Here is a 19,759-nt window from a genome sequence, read left to right as displayed (position 1 = left end):
GTGGCCCGGCAAGCAGCGAGAGCCCAGGCCGCCTCGCCCGCACTGCTCTCGATCGGCCAGGTTCTCGCACGGCTCACTCCGGAGTTCCCGGACCTGTCGTCGTCCAAGCTCCGGTTCCTCGAGGAGCGCGGGCTCGTCACCCCGTCGCGCACTGCGTCGGGCTATCGCAAGTTCTCACCGGTCGACGTCGAGCGGCTGCACACGGTGCTCGCCATGCAGCGCGACCACTACCTCCCGCTGAAGGTGATCAAGAAGTACCTCGCCGAGGTGGATGCCGGAGGCGACCCGCCGATCCCCGGCGGCGCGCCCGCCGGTGCCGCGGCGTCGATGCTGTCGGCCAGCCGGCGATTCCAGCGCGACGAGCTGCTGCGTGAGGCCGGGGCGAGTCCCGAACTGCTCCAGGAGGCCGTCAGCGCCTCCCTCATCGTGCCGGCCGATGTCTACGGCGAGGAGGCGCTGACCGTGCTGCGGGCCCTGGCCGAGCTCTCCCGAACCGGGATCGGACCACGGCACCTGCGTGGATTCCGTGCTGCGGCGGAGCGTGAGATCGGATTGATCGAGACCGCTCTGGTGCCGCTCGCGCGGCGCAACGACGTCACCTCCCGCCCGCAGACCGCCGAGTTGGCGCGGGAGATCGCCGGTCAGCTCGACGTCGTGCGCGGCAGCATCATCCGGGCCGCTCTCGAGCGGCTGCGTCCCTGAGCCCCGACACGCCGACGACGATTGTCGGATGTCGTTGCCCGGGGACCGGGGGATGGGTACCGTTGAGGAAAGCGGCTCATCCTGAGACGCACATCTGTAGCCCAGGGCGAGAGGCAGGCACCATGAGCGAATTGAGTCGTGACAGCGACGCCGCCCGGTACGACCTGGGCCTGCTGTTCACCGACGGCCTGCCCGAGATGGATGACGCCAACGGCTACCGCGGCGCTGTCGCCGCCCGGGCGACCGGTATCTCCTACCGTCAGCTGGACTACTGGGCGCGCACCGGTCTCGTCGAACCGACCGTCCGCGGAGCCGCGGGGTCGGGTTCGCAACGTCTGTACGGCTTCCGTGACATCCTCGTCCTCAAGCTGGTCAAGCGCCTCCTCGACACCGGCATCTCGCTGCAGCAGATCCGCACGGCCGTCAACCAGCTGCGCGAAGCGGGCGTGAACGACCTCGCCCAGACCACGCTCATGAGCGATGGCGCCAGCGTCTACCTCTGCACTTCGAACGACGAGGTCATCGACCTCGTCAGCCGCGGCCAGGGCGTCTTCGGCATCGCCGTCGGAAAGGTGCTGCGCGAGGTCGAATCTTCCCTCGTCGAGCTCGACACCCAGGGCGACGACCTCGACGAGCTCGCCGCCCGCCGCGCAGCCAAGTCCAAGGCCTCCTGAGCGGCAGCGCCCCCGCGACCGCGACCGTACTCCCGCACACCGCAACTCCGGAGATCCGGCTGATCCGGCCGCGAATCCCCGTTTGAACGGTCAGACACGCCGTCAGGCGATCGAGATGTCCGGACTTCCGGACATAGCTGGGATCTAGGACCCGGCGACGGCGTATTCGCCGATCTTCGCGGTGCGCAGCACGCGCTCGAGCATCAGGTCGAAGTTGTGCGCCATTTCCTGCGCACTTTCACCTGGCCAGACGTGCAGCGGCTTGGCCGCGCCCTGCGCCTGCTGCAGCGACGTGCGCTCGGGGAGTTGGGGCGAGAGCACCAGCGGGCCGAACATGTCGCGCAGCTCCTTGATGCGGAACTGGTGCTCGAGCGACTGCACGCGCGCCCGGTTGACGATGATGCCGAGCGGCTGGAGGCGCGGCGACAGGCCGCGGCGGATCTCCTCGATCGCACGCAGCGCGCGGTCGGCGGCGGCCACCGAGAACAGGCCGGGCTCGGTCACGACGGCCACGCGGTCGCTCGCGGCCCACGCCGTGCGGGTGAGTGCGTTGAGCGACGGAGCGCAGTCGATGAGGACCAATTCGTAGTCGTGCTCGACGTTGGCGAGGGCCTCCTCGAGCTTCCAGATGTCGCGGATGCTCGGGTGCGGGCCGTCGAAGTTGATGGCCGACGGGCTGCCGATCATGACGTCGATCTTGCCGGGGCGGCCCTTGGTCCAGCCAGAGGGCGCGATCGCGGCGCGGACGATCTTCTCTTTGGGGGAGGCGAGCACGTCGGCGACGTTGAGGTGACCGGCGACCTGGATGTCCATGCCGGTCGAGACATCTGACTGCGGGTCGAGGTCGACGACGAGCGTCCGGAGCCCTTTCGCGAAGGCAGCGGACGCCAGACCGAGCGTCACCGTGGTCTTTCCGACACCGCCCTTGAGGGAACTAACGCTGAGTACGTGCACGACAGCCACGTTACCTTCACTAGTCTTGGAGTACCTAACCGTTTGCTGTGTGGTGCCGACCCCTGCTCGAAAGGTCCCCATGTTCCGTAAGATCCTCGTTGCCAACCGCGGTGAAATCGCCATCAGAGCCTTCCGCGCCGCGTACGAACTGGGCGCCGCGACGGTCGCCGTCTTCCCCTACGAAGACCGCAACTCGATGCACCGGCTGAAGGCGGACGAGGCTTACCAGATCGGCGAGCCCGGCCACCCGGTGCGCGCCTATCTCGACGTCGAGGAGATCATCCGGGTCGCCAAGGAGTCCGGCGCCGACGCGATCTACCCCGGCTATGGCTTCCTCTCCGAGAATCCGGAGCTCGCCGACGCCGCGCGCGCTGCGGGCATCGCGTTCATCGGCCCGCGCGCCGAGGTGCTCGAGATGGCAGGCAACAAGGTCACGGCGAAAGAGCACGCGATCGCCGCGGGCGTCCCGGTCCTCAAGTCCACCCCGCCATCGCGCGACATCGAGGAGCTGCTCACGGGCGCCGAGGAGATCGGGTTCCCGATCTTCGCCAAGGCGGTCGCCGGCGGCGGCGGCCGCGGCATGCGCCGGGTCGCCCGCAAGGAGGACCTGCGCGCGTCGCTCGAAGAGGCCATGCGCGAGGCCGACAGCGCATTCGGCGACCCCACCATGTTCCTCGAGCAGGCTGTTCTGCGCCCCCGTCACATCGAGGTGCAGATCCTCGCCGACGGCGCGGGGAACACCATCCACCTGTTCGAGCGCGACTGCTCGGTGCAGCGCCGCCACCAGAAGGTGGTCGAGATCGCGCCGGCGCCGAACCTGTCGGACGAGATCCGCCAGTCGCTCTACCGCGACGCGATCGCCTTCGCGCGTTCCATCAGCTACGAGAACGCGGGCACCGTCGAGTTCCTGCTCGACACCGCGGGCGAGCGCGCCGGCCAGCACGTGTTCATCGAGATGAACCCGCGCATCCAGGTCGAGCACACGGTCACGGAAGAGATCACCGACGTCGACCTGGTGCAGTCGCAGATCCGTATCGCCGCGGGCGAAACCCTCGCCGACCTGGGCCTCAGCCAGGAGACGGTGCAGATGCGCGGCGCCGCCCTCCAGTGCCGCATCACCACAGAGGATCCGACGGCGAACTTCCGTCCAGACACCGGCAAGATCACGACCTACCGCTCGCCGGGCGGCGCAGGCATCCGTCTCGACGGCGGCACGATCAACCCGGGCGCCCAGATCAGCCCGCACTTCGACTCGATGCTGGCCAAGCTCATCACGCGGGGCCGCGACTTCCCGGCGGCGGTGCTGCGTGCCCGGCGTGCGCTGGCCGAGTTCCGTGTGCGCGGCGTCGCCACGAACATCCCGTTCCTCCAGGCGGTCATGGAAGACCCGGACTTCATCGCGGGCAACGTCTCCACCTCCTTCATCGAGGAGCGACCTGAGCTCTTCAAGGGCCGCGCCTCCAAAGACCGCGGCACCAAGGTGCTCAACTGGCTGGCCGACGTCACCGTCAACCAGCCCAACGGGCCGCGGCCGGAGGTCGCATCCCCGGTCGAGAAGCTCCCGCGCCTCGACCTGAGCGTGCCGGCGCCGTCGGGCTCCCGCCAGCGGCTGCTCGAGCTCGGCCCGAAGGGCTTCGCCGATGCGCTGCGCGCTCAGACCGCGCTCGCTGTCACCGAGACCACCTTCCGCGACGCCCACCAGTCGCTGCTTGCGACGCGCGTGCGCACCAAAGACCTGCTGGCGGTCGCGCCGTACGTCGCGCGGCTGACTCCCGAACTGCTCTCAGTCGAGGCCTGGGGAGGCGCGACCTACGACGTCGCCCTGCGCTTCTTAGGCGAAGACCCGTGGGAGCGGCTCGCCGCTCTGCGCGAGGTGCTGCCGAACATCAACATCCAGATGCTGCTTCGCGGTCGCAACACCGTCGGCTACACGCCGTACCCGACGCAGGTGACCGACGCGTTCGTGCGGGAGGCCGCAGCGACGGGCGTGGACATCTTCCGGATCTTCGACGCGCTCAACGACGTGTCGCAGATGCGTCCGGCGATCGAATCGGTGCTCGCGACCGGCACGGCCATCGCCGAGGTCGCGGTCTGCTACACAGGCGACCTGCTCGACCCGGCAGAAGACCTGTACACGCTCGACTACTACCTGCGGCTCGCCGAGCAGATCGTGGAGTCCGGCGCGCACATCCTCGCGATCAAAGACATGGCGGGCCTGCTGCGTCCCTCCGCGGCCGAGAAGCTGGTCGCCGCGTTCCGCGACCGCTTCGACCTCCCGGTGCACGTGCACACCCACGACACGCCGGGCGGCCAGCTCGCGACCCTGCTCGCCGCCTCGCGCGCCGGCGCCGACGCGGTCGACGTGGCCAGCGCGCCGATGGCGGGCACCACCAGTCAGCCGAGCGCCTCCGCGCTCGTCGCCGCGCTCGCGCACACCGACCGCGACACCGGTATCTCGCTGTCGGCCGTCGAAGACCTCGAGCCGTACTGGGAGGCCGTGCGCCAGGTGTACCGGCCGTTCGAGTCGGGCCTGCCCGGCCCGACGGGTCGCGTCTACAAGCACGAGATCCCGGGCGGCCAGCTGTCCAACCTCCGCCAGCAGGCCAAGGCGCTGGGCCTCGCAGAGGACTTCGAGCTGGTGGAGGACATGTACGCCGCCGCCAACCGCATCCTGGGGCGCATCCCCAAGGTCACGCCGTCGTCGAAGGTCGTCGGCGACCTCGCGCTGCACCTGGCGGCCGTTCACGCCGACCCGGACGACTTCGCCGAGAACCCGCAGAACTACGACATCCCCGACTCGGTCGTCGGGTTCATGGCGGGCGAGCTGGGCGAGCTGCCCGGCGGCTGGCCGGAGCCGTTCCGCACGAAGGTGCTCGCGGGCAAGACGGTGAAGGTCGGCGTCGAGGACATCTCCCAGGCCGACGCCGAGGCGCTCGAGGGCTCCAGCGCCGCACGCCGGGCGGCCCTCAACCGGCTGCTGTTCCCCGCCCCCACGCGGATCTACGAGCAGATTCGCGAGCTGTTCGGCGACCTCTCCGTCGTCGACTCGATCGACTACCTGTACGGCCTGGGCGCAGGCGAGGAGCACGTTATCGAGTTCAGCAAGGGCGTGCGGCTCTACATCGGCCTGGAGGCGATCGGCGAGGCCGACGACAAGGGCATGCGCACCGTCATGACCACGCTCAACGGCCAGCTGCGGCCGGTGTTCGTGCGCGACCGCAGCATCGTCGTGGAGGCCAAGGCCGCCGAGAAGGCCGACACGGCCAAGCCGGGCCAGGTCGCCGCGCCGTTCTCCGGTGTGGTGACCCTCCACGTAGTGCCGGGCGATGCCGTGGCGGCCGGGCAGTCGGTCGCCTCGATCGAGGCCATGAAGATGGAGGCGGCCATCACCGCTCCCATCGCCGGCACGATCGAGCGTCTCGCCATCCCGAAGACCCAGCAGGTGGACGCGGGCGATCTGCTGGTCGTCATCACGCCGGCCTGACCCCGCCCGATAAACTGTCGCAGTCGTCTCCCGTCGAGCGGCAGAAGGAGTGACAACCGTGGCCGACAAACAGGAGGAGCCGGAACGCGGCGACCTCGAGTCGACGAACGAGAAGCCCAGCTTCCGTCCGTCGCCGCTCGAGGTCGACTCGACGCTGAGCATCGCCGTTGACCTGCCGCCGACACCGCCGAAGCAGATCCCAGAGGACGAGGCCGCCGTCGCGATCGACGACGTACCCGTGAACCCGGGCTTCGTGGAGTCGCCGAGCGAACCGACGACCACCTCCGTCGCGATCGTGGCCTCCCGGTTGGCGACCGCTCCGACGTCGACCCCGCACGACACGGGCGGCAGCGAGACGGTCCCGCCGCCCGGGGCCGACGCTCACGCCGAGGCATTCGGTCAGTCACGCCGCGACCGGCTGCGCGGCGAGCACTCGCCGCAGCCCGAGCCCGCAGCCATGCTGACGGCCGACCGCCTGCTGGAGGTCAACCGCAAGACGCGTCCGGTGCCGGAAGGTCCGTGGCAGCAGTTCGTGTATAATGTCACGTTCCGCATGGTCAATCTGGGCGACTCGGCGAAGGTCCGCGCGCGCAAGGAGCTCGATCACCGCATCCAGAAGCAGTTCGAGGGCGGCGCCCGCTTCGTGCCCGTGCTCACGCGCAAGGGCGGGGTCGGCAAGACCACGGTCACGACGCTGCTCGGGATGGCGCTGGCCGACGCTCGCGAAGACCGCATCATCGCGATCGACGCGAACCCCGACCGCGGGACGCTCTCGGAGCGCGTCCCCAAGCAGACCAGGGCGACCGTGCGCGACGTCGTTCACAAGGCAGCCAGCATCGGCGGTTTCACCGACTTCTCGGCGCTGGTCTCGCGCGACGAGACCCGGCTCGACATCCTGGCGTCCGACACCGACCCCCTGCTGTCGGAGGCCTTCGACGAGAACGACTACAACGTCGTCGCCGACCTCTCGGCCCGCTTCTACTCGATCGTCCTGACCGACTGCGGCACGGGCATCGTGCACTCGGTGATGCGGGCGACGCTGCAGCGCGCCGACTCTCTGGTGATCGTGTCCGGCGGGAGCGTCGACGAGGCCCGCCTGGCCTCCGAGACGCTCACCTGGCTCGAGGCCAACGGCTACACCGATCTCGTCCGCAACGCGATCGTCGCGCTGAACACTGCGACCCACGCCACGAATCTGGTGAAGCTCGACGAGATCGAGTCGCACTTCCGCTCGCGTGTGCGCGAGATCGTCCGCATCCCGTACGACCCGCAGCTGGCTGCCGGCTCGGTGGTGTCCTGGAAGGATCTCAAGCCGCTGACCAAGCTCTCGGCCCGCGCCCTCGCGGCGCTCGTGGTCGAGGGCATGCCCGCCGAGCGCGCCTGACCCCGTCCGCCGCCATCGCGCCGTGCGCGCGCCCGAGGAGATACCTGTGACCGAACGCCAGATCCGCCTGTTCGGCGACCCTGTCCTGAAGACCCCGTCCGAGCCGGTCCTCGAGATCGACGAGGGCGTCCGCGGCCTCGTGGAGGACCTCATCGACAGTGTCGTGACTCCGGGCCGCGCGGGCGTCGCCGCACCGCAGATCGGCGTCGGCCTGCGGGCGTTCAGCTACAACGTCGACGGCGAGGTCGGCTACATCATCAACCCCGAGCTGGTGGAGGTCTCCGGCGAGCCCGAGCTGGTCGACGAGGGGTGCCTCTCGGTTCCCGGGCTGTGGTTCAAGACCGCCCGCTACCCGTTCGCCCGCGTACGCGGCAACGACCTCGACGGCAACGAGATCGAACTGTCCGGCACCGGCGTGATGGCGCAGGCCCTCCAACACGAGACCGACCACCTCGACGGCAAGCTCTACCTCGACCGGCTCGACAAGGAAACCCGGCGCGAGGCGATGCGCCAGGTGCGGCAGTCGGATTGGTTCTGAACGATGGCAGCCGAACCGACCGAAGCGTTCGCCGAGATGATGGATGAAGCAACGCTGAGGAGAACCTTCGGCGTGCTCCTCGCGGCCTGGGGGACGGACTTAGCCGTCAACGGCGCGGTCTCCTTGGAAAGAGTGGATGAGGTCGATGGCGCGGTAGTCGCGCGAGCCATCGTTGCGGACAACGCGACGGTGTTCGCGTGCTGGGTGGCCATTCGGCTCAACGAGGCGTCCTTCGGCGCCGAGTGCGAGTGTCCCGACCACCAGTGTGCGCATGTCGTGGCGGTCCTCGCCGTGCTCGCCGGGCTGGGGCCTCCGCGGGCGGCAGCGCCCAAGTGGCAGCAGGTCCTCGACCGGGTGGTCGACGGCGACCGTTCCGACGGCGAGGAGGCGCTCGGGCTGTTCTTCACGGTTCGCCGACCTGAGGCGGGTTCGTATAACGGACGGTCTCGTCGCGGCGTGGAACAGCTCTCGGTTCGTCCCGCAATTCGCGGCACCCGCGGTCGGTGGATCAAGTCGGGAATCAGCTGGTCGGGGGTGTCCGGCGGGCGGGATCTCCACTCTGATCACGATTCGCTCCTGACAGAGCTGATGCGGCTGTACGACCTCTCGGCGGACTACCGCTATTGGAGCCGCCCCGATTGGTTGCCACTCGATCGCATGCCGTCGCGCTCGCTGTGGTCGCTGCTGGCGGAGATGCAGGAGTGCGGCGTATCGTTCATTGGCGACACGAAGGGACAGCATCCTGTTGCCGTCGAGAACGATCCGGCCGAGGTCCGGTTCGACCTGACTGTGCGGCGGAAGCGTCTCCGCCTCCAGCCGCAGTTGGTCGTGCAGGGGGAGCCTGTCGATGAGATTCCCCGGCTCTTGATCGGGTCGCCCCCGGTCGGATTCGCCAGGGTGACCGACGCAGGTACCCCGGAGGAACGGATCGTTCTGCGCGCGTTCGTGGGACCACTCGCCTCCGCGGTCGAGCAGGTGGTCGCGCAGGCGAAGCCGATCACCGTTCCGCTGGAGGACCTGGACCGGTTCCAAGCGGATTACCTCCCCCAACTGCAGCGGGTCGCCCGCGTCGGATCGAGTGACCAGAGCTATTCGCCGCCGCAACGCACGCCGCTAAAAGCCGTTTTGCGGGTCCAGCATGAGGGCCTCGGGGTCGATCTGCGCTGGAGCTGGCCGGCCGATCGTCCACGGCGTCAGCGCAGCGTTTCCGAAGAGGACGCGGTCAGGGTGGCGGTCTTGGCATGCCTGGACGAGTCGCTCCACGCGCTGATGACCGGGTCGGGCGTTCACGAATCGACGGAGGACGCACCATTCCCCTCCCGACGTCTTGAAGCGGCGGATGCCGTGCGCTTCACGGAGTCGCTCCGCAGCCTGCGTTCCTGCGAGCCGCTCGAAATCGAAGAGGTCGGCGACGAACTCGCTCTCCGGCCGTTTGCCTCAGAACCGGTCATCGAGTTCGAGGTGGACGATGCCGCGGTCGACTGGTTCGATCTGTGGGGAACCATGCGGATCGGCGACGTTGAGGTTCCCTTCGCCGACCTGTTCGTCCATCTGGCACGGAACGATCCGTTCTACATCGCGCCCGACGGCCGGTGGCTGGACTTGTGCTCGGAGGAGCTCGACCGGTTGCGTGCCCTGATCGCGGAGGCCGGAGCGCTGAGCGATCGTACCCGCGGCGCTTTGCGGGTCGGCCGCTATCAGGTGGAGTACTGGTCTGAACTGGTCGAGCTGGGGATCGTGCGAGCGCAGGAGTCGGCCTGGTTCGACAAGCTGCGTGGCCTTTCGACGCAGGCGAGCATCGAACCCGTTGCCGTCCCTGCTGGATTCCTGGCGACGTTACGGCCATACCAGTCGATGGGCCTGTCCTGGCTCGACTTCCTCCGGCGAAATGGACTCGGCGGGGTCCTCGCCGACGATATGGGACTCGGCAAGACCGTGCAGGTCCTGGCCATGATCGCCCGAGCTCGGGAGGAGGCGCCGGACGCCGCACCGTTCCTAGTAGTCGCGCCGACATCGGTCATCGGCAACTGGGTCGCCGAGGCGCACCGGTTCGCTCCGGGGCTGCGCGTGGTCGGCATCAGCGCGACGGGGAAGCGTCGGGGCACTCTGCTTGCCACGGAGGTCACCGGCGCCGACATCGTGGTGACCAGCTACGCCCTGTTGCGCTACGAGGCCGAGGACTATTCACGTGTCGAGTGGAGCGGGCTGCTTCTCGACGAGGCGCAGCAGGTCAAGAACCGGAATTCGAAAACATACAGGGCCATCCGGGACATCGGCGCGCCGTTCACGATCGCCGTGACCGGCACGCCGCTGGAGAACAACCTGGGCGAATTGTGGGCCATCTTCTCGCTGTGCTCTCCAGGGCTGCTCGGTGACCCCGATCACTTCCGGGACGTCTTCCGCGATCCGATCGAGAAAGCGCACGATGCCGGCGCTCTCGACGTTCTCCAGCGCCGGATCAGGCCGTTCCTGCTCCGCCGGACCAAGGAGGCCGTCGCGCCGGAGCTACCCCAGAAGACCGAGCAGGTGGTCGAGATCGAACTGCACCCGGACCACCGCCGCCTGTACGATCGACGACTGCAACGGGAGCGGCAGAAGATTCTCGGCTTGATCGAGGACGACTTCACCGGCAACTATGTCGCCATACTCGGCGCGCTGACGACTCTCCGCCAGCACGCCCTCGATCCGACGCTGGTCGAAGACGACGCCGACGAGGTGCCGTCGGCCAAGCTGGAGCATCTCACCGAACTGATCGGCGAGGCCGTCGAGGAGGGACACAACATCCTGGTCTTCTCGACGTTCACCGCCTTCCTCCGGAAGGCGCGTGATCGCGCCGAGAGCGCTGGCATCCGGTCCGTCTACCTGGATGGGGCGACTCGTGGCCGTCAGCGGGCGATCGACACCTTCCGATCCGGCGGTGCGTCCGTCTTCTTCATCTCTCTGAAGGCGGGGGGAGTCGGACTCAACCTCACCGAGGCCGACTACTGTGTGCTCCTGGATCCCTGGTGGAATCCCGCGGCGGAGGCGCAAGCTGTCGACCGTGCCCACCGGATCGGGCAGCAGCGGCCGGTGTACGTCTACCGGCTGATAGCGAAGGGAACCATCGAGCACAAAGTGCTAGAACGGAGCGCCGAGAAGCGGGCACTGTTCGACGCGCTGCTGAGCGACGGAGAGAAGACCACCGGCTCCTTCAGCGCGGACGATATCCGGGAACTGCTCTCGTGATGTCACGCTGTGGAGGGGCGCGATGGCGGGGACCGAGCTGACCGAGTCCTAGACTCGATCCCATGGACATCGCAGTCACCGGAGGATCGGGAAAGCTCGGACGGACCGTCGTGCGCGAACTACGCGCGGCGGGTCACACCGTCGTCAATCTGGACGCGACGGGGGAGCGCGGCGCCGGGTTCGTGCGGGTCGACCTCACCGACTACGGGCAGACGCTCGACGCAATCCTCGGGGTCAACGATCTCCACGACGGTTTCGACGCTATCGTCCACCTGGCCGCGATCCCGGCGCCCGCCATCCTGAGCGACGTCGCGACCTTCCACAACAACATCCGCGTCACGTACAACGTCTTCCAGGCCGCACGCCGCGCCGGCATCCGCAACGTCGTGTACGCATCGAGCGAGACCGTCCTCGGCCTCCCGTTCGACGTGCCGCCGCCGTACATCCCGGTCGACGAGGACTACCCGGCCCGCCCCGAGTCCACCTACTCGCTGGTCAAGCACCTCGAGGAGCAGATGGCGATCGAGTTGGTGCGCTGGGATCCAGCGCTCAAGATCGTGGCCCTGCGGTTCTCGAACGTGATGGAGCCGGCCGACTACGCGGCCTTCCCGTCGTTCGACGCCGACGCGCGGGCGCGCAAGTGGAACCTGTGGGGCTACATCGACGCGCGTGACGGCGCCCAGGCCATCCTCCGCGCGCTGGAGTGGGACACCACCGGGTTCGACCGCTTCATCATCGCCGCAGCCGACACCGTGATGACGCGGCCCAACGCCGAGCTCGTCGCCGAGGTGTTCCCCGGCGTCCCGCTCAAGAAGGACGACCTCGGCGTCAACGACACCCTCCTGTCGATCGCGAAGGCCCGCCGGGTGCTCGGCTACGCCCCCGCCCACTCCTGGCGCGACGAGCTGTAACCCCGCGCTCGCCCCCCCCGCGCCCCGCCCCCCGCCCCCCGCCCCCCGAGCAACGCCTCGCACTTGCGGCAAATGTCTCGCTTTCACGCCTGGAGCGCCACATTTGCGGCGAATGCGCGAGCTGTGATTTGCGCCGAATGAGGCGTCTCGTAGCGGTGCGCGCGTGATTTGCGGCGAATGATCTGTCCGCGAGGGGTCGGGGACAACGTCGATTCTCCACAGATTCGTAGTGTGAGCGGCCCGGGCGATGCGGTGACGCGACGATAGGTGCATGCGCACGCCACAGCCCCTTCCTCCGTCGCTTGTCGGTGCGGCTTTCCGATCCGAAGATGCTCGCCGACATGGGATCGGCCCGTCGCGACTGCGAAAACGCGACCTGCACCATCCGTTCCTTACGTTTGATCCGTGTGGATTGGGAGTCTCAGTAAGCTCTCGACCGCTCCCAGGGACACCGGGTATGGCTGACCATCCTTTGCCGCGTAGATGGCTTGAGTGGAATGGCCGCCCGGTGTTCCGCATCGACTCGACCGCTGATTGAGAAGTGCGACGTGATCGCTTTGTAAGGAAGTGACGGCGTGGTCGGCTGCTGGGCGCAACACACCCAGACGAAAGGAAGTGACCGTGCCGCAGCTGTGGGCCGGAATCGACGCAGGAAAAGGACACCACCATTGTGTGGTGATCGACGAGGAGGGCCAACGGCTGTTCTCCCGCCGGGTTGCTAACAACGAGGGGGAGATCCTCGATCTGCTCTCCGACGTCGTGACTCTCGCCGGCGATCGAGAGATTTGCTGGGCCACGGACTTGAATCGCGGTGGCGCGAGCCTGCTCATCAGCATCCTCACCGATCACGGCCAGCCTCTGCTCTATATTCCCGGCCGCACCGTTCACCACGCCGCTCGCACCTACCGCGGCGACGGGAAGACCGACGCGAAGGACGCCGCGATCATCGCCGACCAAGCGCGAATGCGGCGCGACCTGCACCCAATTCGAGTAGGAGATGAGATCAGCATCGAGTTGCGTCTTCTGACTGCTCACCGCGTCGATCTTGTCTGTGATCGCACCCGGACGATCAACCGACTCCGTGCGGTCTTGCTCGAGTTCTTCCCGGGACTGGAAGCGGCCTTCGACTACGCGAGTACGAAGTCCGCGCTGCTTCTCCTGACCCGCTACCAAACGCCCGACGCGATCCGTCGGATGGGACAAACCCGCTTGACGACGTGGCTGAAGAAGCAGGGATGCCGAAAGCCGGGGAAGCTCGCGGCCAGCGCGGTCGCCGTCGCCAAGCACCAACGCTCCACGGTCCCAGGCCAGGCCACGAGCGCGATGATCGTTCAGAGGCTCGCCGCTGACATCCTCCGACTCCATCGCGAGATCGCCGAGATCGAGCGCCAGATCGAGACACGGTTCCGAGAGCACCACACCGCCGAACTCATCCTCAGCATCCCCGGCTTCGGCCCGCTCCTCGGCGCCGACGTCGTCGCTGCAACAGGCGGAGACGTTGCCGCCTACGGAAGTGCCGACCGGCTCGCAGGCGTTGCCGGTCTGGCCCCCGCCCCACGCGACTCGGGGAAGATCAGCGGCAACCACTCCAGACCCAGACGCTACGATCGTCGCCTCCTTCGAGCGTGCTACCTCGCTGCACAAACCGCTGCCTGGAGCTGCCCCGTCTCCCGCGCCTTCTACGAACGAAAACGGATCGAGGGCAAGACCCACAAACAAGCGGTCCTCGCGCTCGCGCGACGACGCATCAACGTCCTCTGGGCCATCCACCGCAGCGGGCAGCCGTTCGACCCGGCGCATGGATCCCAGCCGATGCTCGCAGCCGCATAGGTCGAGCGCGCTGAGTCTCCTCCATCTGACCCTTCGCGGTTGACAAACCCCATTGAGATTCCACTCCGTGCACGTGGCGGAAGCTCCGTGCACCGTTCGCGAGCTATGCGCTGCGTATCTTCCCCTGCTGCCAGCTGGCGCCTACTTCAGCCATCAGGCGGCGGCCTCGCTGCTCGGGGTGCCGTTGCCGCGGTCGGTGGACGGCGAGCCGCTGCACGTCTCAGTCGCTTTTCCCCGGCACGCTCCGGGAGGTCGCGGCGTACGCGGACACAGTCTCGGAACAGTGTCGGGCACTATGGCCGAGGGGCTCCCCGTCTGTGCGCCCGCGCAGGTGTGGTGCCAGCTGTCGGGTCTGCTCGATCGTGAGGACCTCGTGGCCGCAGGCGACCATCTGGTGGGTGCACGCAAACGGAAGGCGCTGGCGACCCTCCCCGAGTTGGTCGAAGCCTCCGAAGTGCTGTCTCGCACGAAAGGGGCCCGCGCACGTTCGTGGGCGCTGCAACGCATCCGGTTCGGGAGCGATTCACGTCCGGAGAGCCTTCTGCGGCTGCTCCTCGAGGATCTCGGCTACCTCGGCCTCGAGGTCAACCGGCCCATCGAGGTAAAAGAGGGTCGGCTGGTGCTGCATCCAGACCTCTGCGATCCCAGCAGACGCTTGGCCTTCGAGTACGAGGGGCGACGGGCACCGACTGGATCAACGGCAGTGGCACGCGGACATCGAGCGCCACGAGTCGATGGAGGCGGCCGGCTGGCGCGTCGTCAGGGTCACTGCACGCGATCTCTTCCACGATCGTGCGGCGTTCGTCGAACGCCTCAAGCGTTTTGCCCCGAATGTTGCTTCTGGCGCAGCAATGCGCGACATTCGGCGCAAATCGTCGGTGGGGAGCCGCTAATGCGCCAGCGAGATCCCCTGCGTGCTCGGGTTGCCGCTGTAGACGCCGTCGATCACGTCGGCGAAGTCGGCGAGGATCACGTTGCGCTTGATGCTCAGCTTGGGTGTCAGGTGGCCGCTGGCCTCCGTGAGCTCGGTGGCCAGGATGACGAACTTGCGGATGCTCTCCGCGCGGGAGACGCCCTTGTTGGCCGCGTCGATCGCGCGCTCGATCTCGGCGTTCACGGCCGGGTTGACGGAGGCCTCGGCGAGGGTCATGTCTTTGTCTTCGCCGTTGTTCGCGAGCCACGTCGGCAGCATCTCGGTGTCCAGCGTGACGAGCGCGGCGATGAACGGCTTCTGGTCGCCGACGACGATCACCTGGCTGACCAGCGGGTTGGCGCGGATCGGGTCCTCGAGCGCGGCGGGGGAGACGTTCTTGCCGCCCGCGGTGACGATGATCTCCTTCTTGCGGCCGGTGATCGTCAGGTAGCCGTCGTCGTCCAGCGTGCCCAGGTCGCCGGTGCGGAACCAGCCGTCGTCGAATGCGGCGGCCGTCGCCTCCGGGTTCTTCCAGTACTCCTTGAAGACGTTGATGCCCTTGACCTCGATCTCGCCGTCGTCGACGAGGCGCACGGCCACTCCGGGAAGGACCGGGCCGACCGTTCCGATCTTGAACATGTCGGGGCGGTTGACGGTCGCGGGTGCGGTGGTCTCGGTGAGGCCGTAGCCCTCCAGGATCTTGATGCCGAGGCTGTGGAAGAAGTGGCCGAGGTGCGATCCGAGCGGGGCGGAGCCGGAGACCGCGTACTTCACGCGGCCCCCCATTGCAGCGCGCAGCTTGGAGAACACCAGTCGGTCGTACAGCGCGAACTTGAGCTTGAGCCCGAACGGCACCGACCCGGCCTCCACCGCCTTCGAGTGCTCGACCGCGACCTCCACCGCCGCGCGGAAGATCTTGCCGCGTCCGCCGGCCTCGGCCTTCTGCCCTGCGGAGTTGTAGACCTTCTCGAACACGCGCGGCACCGCAAGCAGGAAGGTGGGCTTGAAGCTGGCGAGCGCGGGGAGCAGCTGTCTAGTGTCTGCCTGGTGGCCCACCTTCACGCCGGCGGTGACGCACAGCACCGCGATGAACCGCGCGAAAACGTGCGCTGTCGTGATGAAGAGCAGCGTGGAGGCGCCCCCCGGCTGCGACACGACCTCCGCGAGCGCCTCCGCGGAGTTGCGCGACAGCTCGACGAAGTTCGAGTGGGTGAGCACGCAGCCCTTGGGGCGTCCGGTTGAGCCGGAGGTGTAGATCAGGGTGCCGATGTCCTCGCCGCGGGCGAGGTTCCTGCGGCGCTCGATCTCGTCGTCCGGCACGTCCGCTCCCGCAGCTGCGAGCTTGTCGAGGTCGCCGAGGTGAAGCTGCCAGACGCGCTGGATCAACGGGAGGTCGGGGTGGACCTCGTCGAACCTCGAGAACATCTCCGCGTCCTCCAGGATCACCGCGACGGCGCCGGAGTCGGACAGGTTCCACTGCACCTGCGCCGGAGAGGAGGTCTCGTAGATGGGCACGAGCACCGCGCCAGCGAACCACGTCGCGAAGTCGATCAGCGCCCACTCGTAGCGCGTCTTGCTCATCAGGCCGATCTTGTCTCCCGGCTGGATGCCGGCGGCGACGAGGCCCTTCGCCAGGGCGACGACCTGGCGGTGGAATTCCGCGGCCGACACATCCCTCCATCCGTCGCCGTCCGGGCGGCTGAACAGCGCGGCGTCTGGGGTGGCAGCCACGCGCTGGACGAGCAGGTCCGTCGCGTTCGCCTCCGGGTCGGCCGGGACGAGTGCGGGGATTTCGAACTGGTTCACGGTAGCTCCCTCGATACCGGGCGGGCGGGCAATCGGGCCGAATGGCTTCGGCTCGCAGTGGTTGATTACACTCTAGATGGTGCGGCAGAGAGTCACCTCCGACCGGCTCGTCCGTGCCTCCCACCCGCCTGACCGCGCCTACCGGAAGGGGCTCGCCCGTGCACGCCATCGGAATCGACATCGGCGGGACCAAGATCGCAGGCGCCGTCGTCGACGAGTTCGGCACCATCGTCCGCGAAGACCGTGTGCCCACCGACGCGAGTCGTCCGACGGAGATCGAGAACGCCGTCGTCGCGATGATCGAACGCCTCTCCGACGGACCGGAGGAGATCGCGGGCGTCGGCGCGGCCGCGGCCGGCTTCATCGACGCTGCGCAGTCGACCGTCTACTACGCCCCCAACATCAACTGGAGGAACGAGCCCTTCCGCGAGAAGCTCGAGAAGCGAATCGACCTCCCCGTGCTCATCGAGAACGACGCGAACGCGGCCGGCTGGGCCGAGTTCCGCTACGGTGCAGGGCGCCTGGTCAGCGACATGGTGATCCTCACCATCGGCACCGGCGTCGGCGGCGCCATCGTGAGCAACGACCGGCTGTTGCGCGGCGGCTTCGGCGCCGGCGCCGAGATCGGCCACATGCGCGTCGTCCCCGGAGGCCTGCCTTGCGGCTGCGGCGCGCACGGGTGCATCGAGCAGTACGGCTCGGGTCGCGCGCTGCAGCGCATGGCGAACGAGCTGGCCGACGCCGGCGGCATCGGCCAGGCGCTCGCCGACGCACGCAGCCGCACGGGCTCGCTGAGCGGCGCGGACATCTCCGAACTCATCCTGGCGGGCGACCCCGGGGCGATCGCCGCCCTCCGTCAGCTGGGCGATTGGCTCGGACAGGCCTGCGCGAGCCTGGCCGCCATCCTCGACCCGCAGCTGTTCGTCTTCGGCGGCGGCGTTGCACAGGCGGGGGAGCTGCTCCTGGAGCCGATCCGGCTGGCCTACCTCGAGAACCTGCCCGCGCGCGGCTTCCACCCGGAGCCGGAGTTCAAGATTGCGGAGCTGGTGAACGACGCCGGTGTGGTCGGCGCGGCCGACCTCGCCCGCCTCCACGCCTCGCTCTGAGCCCCGGAACGACCGATACGCACAGCACTGCCGAGCCGCACCTCCCGTCTCGACGCGCAGGGCACTAGGCTTTCGTTCGATGTTCTACTGGCTGATGAAGAACCTGATCGCGGGGCCGCTGCTGCGCGGCATCTTCCGTCCCTGGGTGGTGGGTCTCGAGAACGTGCCCGCAGAGGGCGCGGTCATCCTCGCCAGCAACCACTTGTCGTTCATCGACTCGGTCTTCCTGCCGATCGTCGTGGACCGTCGCGTGTCGTTCCTGGCCAAGAGCGACTACTTCACCCGCCGCGGGCTGAAGGGCTGGGCGACCAAAGCGTTCATGAACGCCACGGGGCAGCTCCCGATCGACCGGTCGGGGGGCAAGGCCTCCGAAGCCTCGCTCAACACCGGCCTCGCCCTGCTGGCGCGGGGGGAGATCCTGGGGATCTATCCCGAGGGGACCCGCAGCCCCGACGGCAAGCTCTACCGGGGCCGCACCGGTGTGGCCCGAATGATCCTGGAGGCCGGCGTCCCCGTCGTCCCCGTCGCGATGGTCGACACCGCCGAGATCATGCCCATCGGCAAGCGCCTGCCGCGTATCGGCCGCATCGGCATCATCATCGGGGAGCCGCTCGACTTCTCGCGGTTCGAGGGCATGGAGGGCGACCGCTTCATCCTGCGGTCGGTCACCGACGAGATCATGTACTCGCTCCACGCACTCGGCGCGCAGGAGTACGTGGACGTGTACGCGAGCACCGTGAAGGAGAAGCGAGCGGCCCTCGCGTAGCCGGCGTCACAATACGCTCGCGAGCCGCATACGCCTCCGTTTGGCGCGATAGGCTCGGTTATCCCATTTCCACCCGACCGAGCGGAACAGAACAGTGCTGCAGACCACAGATCCCGTCGTGAAAGCTGACGACTCCGTGATTCAGGGCCTGGACTATTGGCGCACGCTCCCGATCAAGCAACAGCCGACCTGGCCGGACCCGGAGGCTGCTGCCGCCGCCTCGGCCGAGATCGCGACGCTGCCTCCGCTCGTGTTCGCCGGGGAGGTGGACCAGCTGCGCTCGCGGCTCGCGCGCGCCGCGCAGGGCGACGCGTTCCTGCTGCAGGGCGGCGACTGCGCCGAGACCTTCGCCGGAGCGACCGCCGATCAGATCCGCAATCGCGTCAAGACGATCCTGCAGATGGCGGTCGTGCTCACCTACGGCGCGTCGGTGCCGGTCATCAAGATGGGCCGCATGGCGGGGCAGTTCGCCAAGCCGCGGTCCAGCGACACCGAGACGCGCGGCGACGTGACGCTGCCTGCCTACCGCGGCGATATCGTCAACGGCTACGACTTCACGCCGGAGTCGCGCGCCGCGGACCCGCGCCGGCTCGTCCAGGGCTACCACACGGCGGCCTCCACCCTGAATCTCATCCGCGCGTTCACACAGGGCGGCTTCGCCGACCTGCGCGAGGTGCACAGCTGGAACAGGGGCTTCGCGGCCAACCCGGCCAACCAGCGCTACGAAGGTCTCGCCCGCGAGATCGACCGTGCCATCAAGTTCATGGAGGCCGCGGGGGCCGACTTCGACGAGCTCACCCGCGTGGAGTTCTACTCCAGCCACGAGGCGCTGCTCATGGACTACGAGCGCCCGATGACGCGCATCGACTCGCGCACCGGCACGCCGTACAACACATCGGCGCACTTCGTCTGGATCGGCGAGCGCACGCGCGACCTCGGAGGCGCGCACGTCGACTTCCTGTCGCGCGTCCGCAACCCGATCGGTGTCAAGCTCGGCCCGACGACGACGGCCGACGACATGCGCCGGCTCATCGACGCGCTCGATGCGGAGCGCGAGCCCGGCCGGCTGACCTTCATCACTCGCATGGGCGCCGGCAAGATCCGCGACGCGCTTCCTCCGCTGCTGGAGGCCGTCAAGCGGTCGGACGCGAACCCGCTCTGGGTGACCGACCCGATGCACGGCAACGGCCTCACCACGCCGAACGGCTACAAGACCCGCCGGTTCGACGACGTTGTGGACGAGGTGCAGGGGTTCTTCGAGGCGCACCGCGCGGCGGGCACGAACCCCGGCGGCATCCATGTGGAGCTCACGGGCGACGACGTCACCGAGTGCCTGGGCGGCTCCGAGCACATCGACGAGGAGACCCTGGCGACCCGCTACGAGTCACTGTGCGACCCGCGCCTGAACCACATGCAGTCGCTGGAGCTCGCCTTCCTCGTGGCCGAGGAGCTCAGCCAGGGCTGAC

General features: G+C 68.2%; 13 protein-coding genes. 11 read left to right on the top strand and 2 right to left on the bottom strand.

Annotated features, from left to right (window positions below; genetic code table 11):
* Positions 1-702: a MerR family transcriptional regulator gene (locus tag ACPPVW_RS00130; protein ID WP_426624550.1), complete on the top strand. Its 702-nt coding sequence runs from the start codon at positions 1-3 to the stop codon at positions 700-702.
* 122 nt (positions 703-824) lie between these two features.
* Positions 825-1,376, top strand: a complete 552-nt coding sequence (locus ACPPVW_RS00125) for a MerR family transcriptional regulator (protein ID WP_426624549.1) — start codon at positions 825-827, stop codon at positions 1,374-1,376.
* Between the two features lie 144 nt (positions 1,377-1,520).
* Here ACPPVW_RS00125 and ACPPVW_RS00120 read toward each other — a convergent pair whose 3' ends face one another.
* The gene (locus tag ACPPVW_RS00120; protein ID WP_426624548.1) at positions 1,521-2,339 is read right to left on the bottom strand and encodes a ParA family protein; all 819 of its coding nucleotides are present in this window, start codon (positions 2,337-2,339) and stop codon (positions 1,521-1,523) included.
* Between the two features lie 70 nt (positions 2,340-2,409).
* Here ACPPVW_RS00120 and ACPPVW_RS00115 point away from each other — a divergent pair, with 70 nt between their 5' ends.
* The 6 genes from ACPPVW_RS00115 to ACPPVW_RS00090 all read left to right on the top strand — a co-directional run bounded on the left by ACPPVW_RS00115 (position 2,410) and on the right by ACPPVW_RS00090 (position 13,702).
* On the top strand, positions 2,410-5,814 hold the full coding sequence (locus ACPPVW_RS00115) for a pyruvate carboxylase (RefSeq protein WP_426624547.1): 3,405 nt from the start codon (positions 2,410-2,412) through the stop codon (positions 5,812-5,814).
* A gap of 58 nt (positions 5,815-5,872) precedes the next feature.
* Positions 5,873-7,198, top strand: a complete 1,326-nt coding sequence (locus tag ACPPVW_RS00110) for an AAA family ATPase (protein WP_426624546.1) — start codon at positions 5,873-5,875, stop codon at positions 7,196-7,198.
* A 46-nt stretch (positions 7,199-7,244) separates the two neighbouring features.
* The gene (gene def / locus ACPPVW_RS00105; RefSeq protein ID WP_426624545.1) at positions 7,245-7,736 is read left to right on the top strand and encodes a peptide deformylase; all 492 of its coding nucleotides are present in this window, start codon (positions 7,245-7,247) and stop codon (positions 7,734-7,736) included.
* A 3-nt stretch (positions 7,737-7,739) separates the two neighbouring features.
* Positions 7,740-10,961: a DEAD/DEAH box helicase gene (locus ACPPVW_RS00100; RefSeq protein ID WP_426624544.1), complete on the top strand. Its 3,222-nt coding sequence runs from the start codon at positions 7,740-7,742 to the stop codon at positions 10,959-10,961.
* 62 nt (positions 10,962-11,023) lie between these two features.
* A complete protein-coding gene (locus tag ACPPVW_RS00095) occupies positions 11,024-11,872 on the top strand; it encodes an NAD-dependent epimerase/dehydratase family protein (protein ID WP_426624543.1) in 849 nt (282 codons plus the stop codon).
* Positions 11,873-12,493: 621 nt separating this feature from the next.
* A complete protein-coding gene (locus tag ACPPVW_RS00090) occupies positions 12,494-13,702 on the top strand; it encodes an IS110 family transposase (protein ID WP_426623612.1) in 1,209 nt (402 codons plus the stop codon).
* An 889-nt stretch (positions 13,703-14,591) separates the two neighbouring features.
* Here the strand turns inward: ACPPVW_RS00090 and ACPPVW_RS00085 are convergent.
* Entirely contained in the window at positions 14,592-16,421 is a 1,830-nt protein-coding gene (locus ACPPVW_RS00085; RefSeq protein ID WP_426624402.1) for an AMP-dependent synthetase/ligase, read from the bottom strand.
* A 158-nt stretch (positions 16,422-16,579) separates the two neighbouring features.
* Between ACPPVW_RS00085 and ACPPVW_RS00080 the strand changes: the two genes are divergently transcribed.
* From ACPPVW_RS00080 to ACPPVW_RS00070, 3 genes are all read left to right on the top strand, one after another.
* The gene (locus tag ACPPVW_RS00080) at positions 16,580-17,527 is read left to right on the top strand and encodes an ROK family glucokinase (protein ID WP_426624401.1); all 948 of its coding nucleotides are present in this window, start codon (positions 16,580-16,582) and stop codon (positions 17,525-17,527) included.
* A 79-nt stretch (positions 17,528-17,606) separates the two neighbouring features.
* The gene (locus ACPPVW_RS00075) at positions 17,607-18,293 is read left to right on the top strand and encodes a lysophospholipid acyltransferase family protein (protein WP_426624400.1); all 687 of its coding nucleotides are present in this window, start codon (positions 17,607-17,609) and stop codon (positions 18,291-18,293) included.
* 136 nt (positions 18,294-18,429) lie between these two features.
* Positions 18,430-19,758, top strand: coding sequence for a class II 3-deoxy-7-phosphoheptulonate synthase (locus tag ACPPVW_RS00070; protein ID WP_426626339.1), 1,329 nt, complete (start codon positions 18,430-18,432; stop codon positions 19,756-19,758).
* Position 19,759: the final 1 nt, after the last annotated feature.

It is taken from the genome of Leifsonia sp. McL0607, from assembly GCF_049993355.1.
Lineage (GTDB): Bacteria > Actinomycetota > Actinomycetes > Actinomycetales > Microbacteriaceae > Leifsonia.
The sequence above is the reverse complement of the archived record's forward strand: the minus strand, read 5'-3'. Positions and strand labels throughout refer to the sequence as shown.

Excerpts from the sequence above, each read along its gene's own strand:
- ACPPVW_RS00125 (WP_426624549.1), top strand. The coding sequence starts at position 825 with ATGAGCGAATTGAGTCGTGACAGCGACGCCGCCCGGTACGACCTGGGC.
- ACPPVW_RS00115 (WP_426624547.1), top strand. The coding sequence starts at position 2,410 with ATGTTCCGTAAGATCCTCGTTGCCAACCGCGGTGAAATCGCCATCAGA.
- ACPPVW_RS00100 (WP_426624544.1), top strand. The coding sequence starts at position 7,740 with ATGGCAGCCGAACCGACCGAAGCGTTCGCCGAGATGATGGATGAAGCA.
- ACPPVW_RS00095 (WP_426624543.1), top strand. The coding sequence starts at position 11,024 with ATGGACATCGCAGTCACCGGAGGATCGGGAAAGCTCGGACGGACCGTC.
- ACPPVW_RS00075 (WP_426624400.1), top strand. The coding sequence starts at position 17,607 with ATGTTCTACTGGCTGATGAAGAACCTGATCGCGGGGCCGCTGCTGCGC.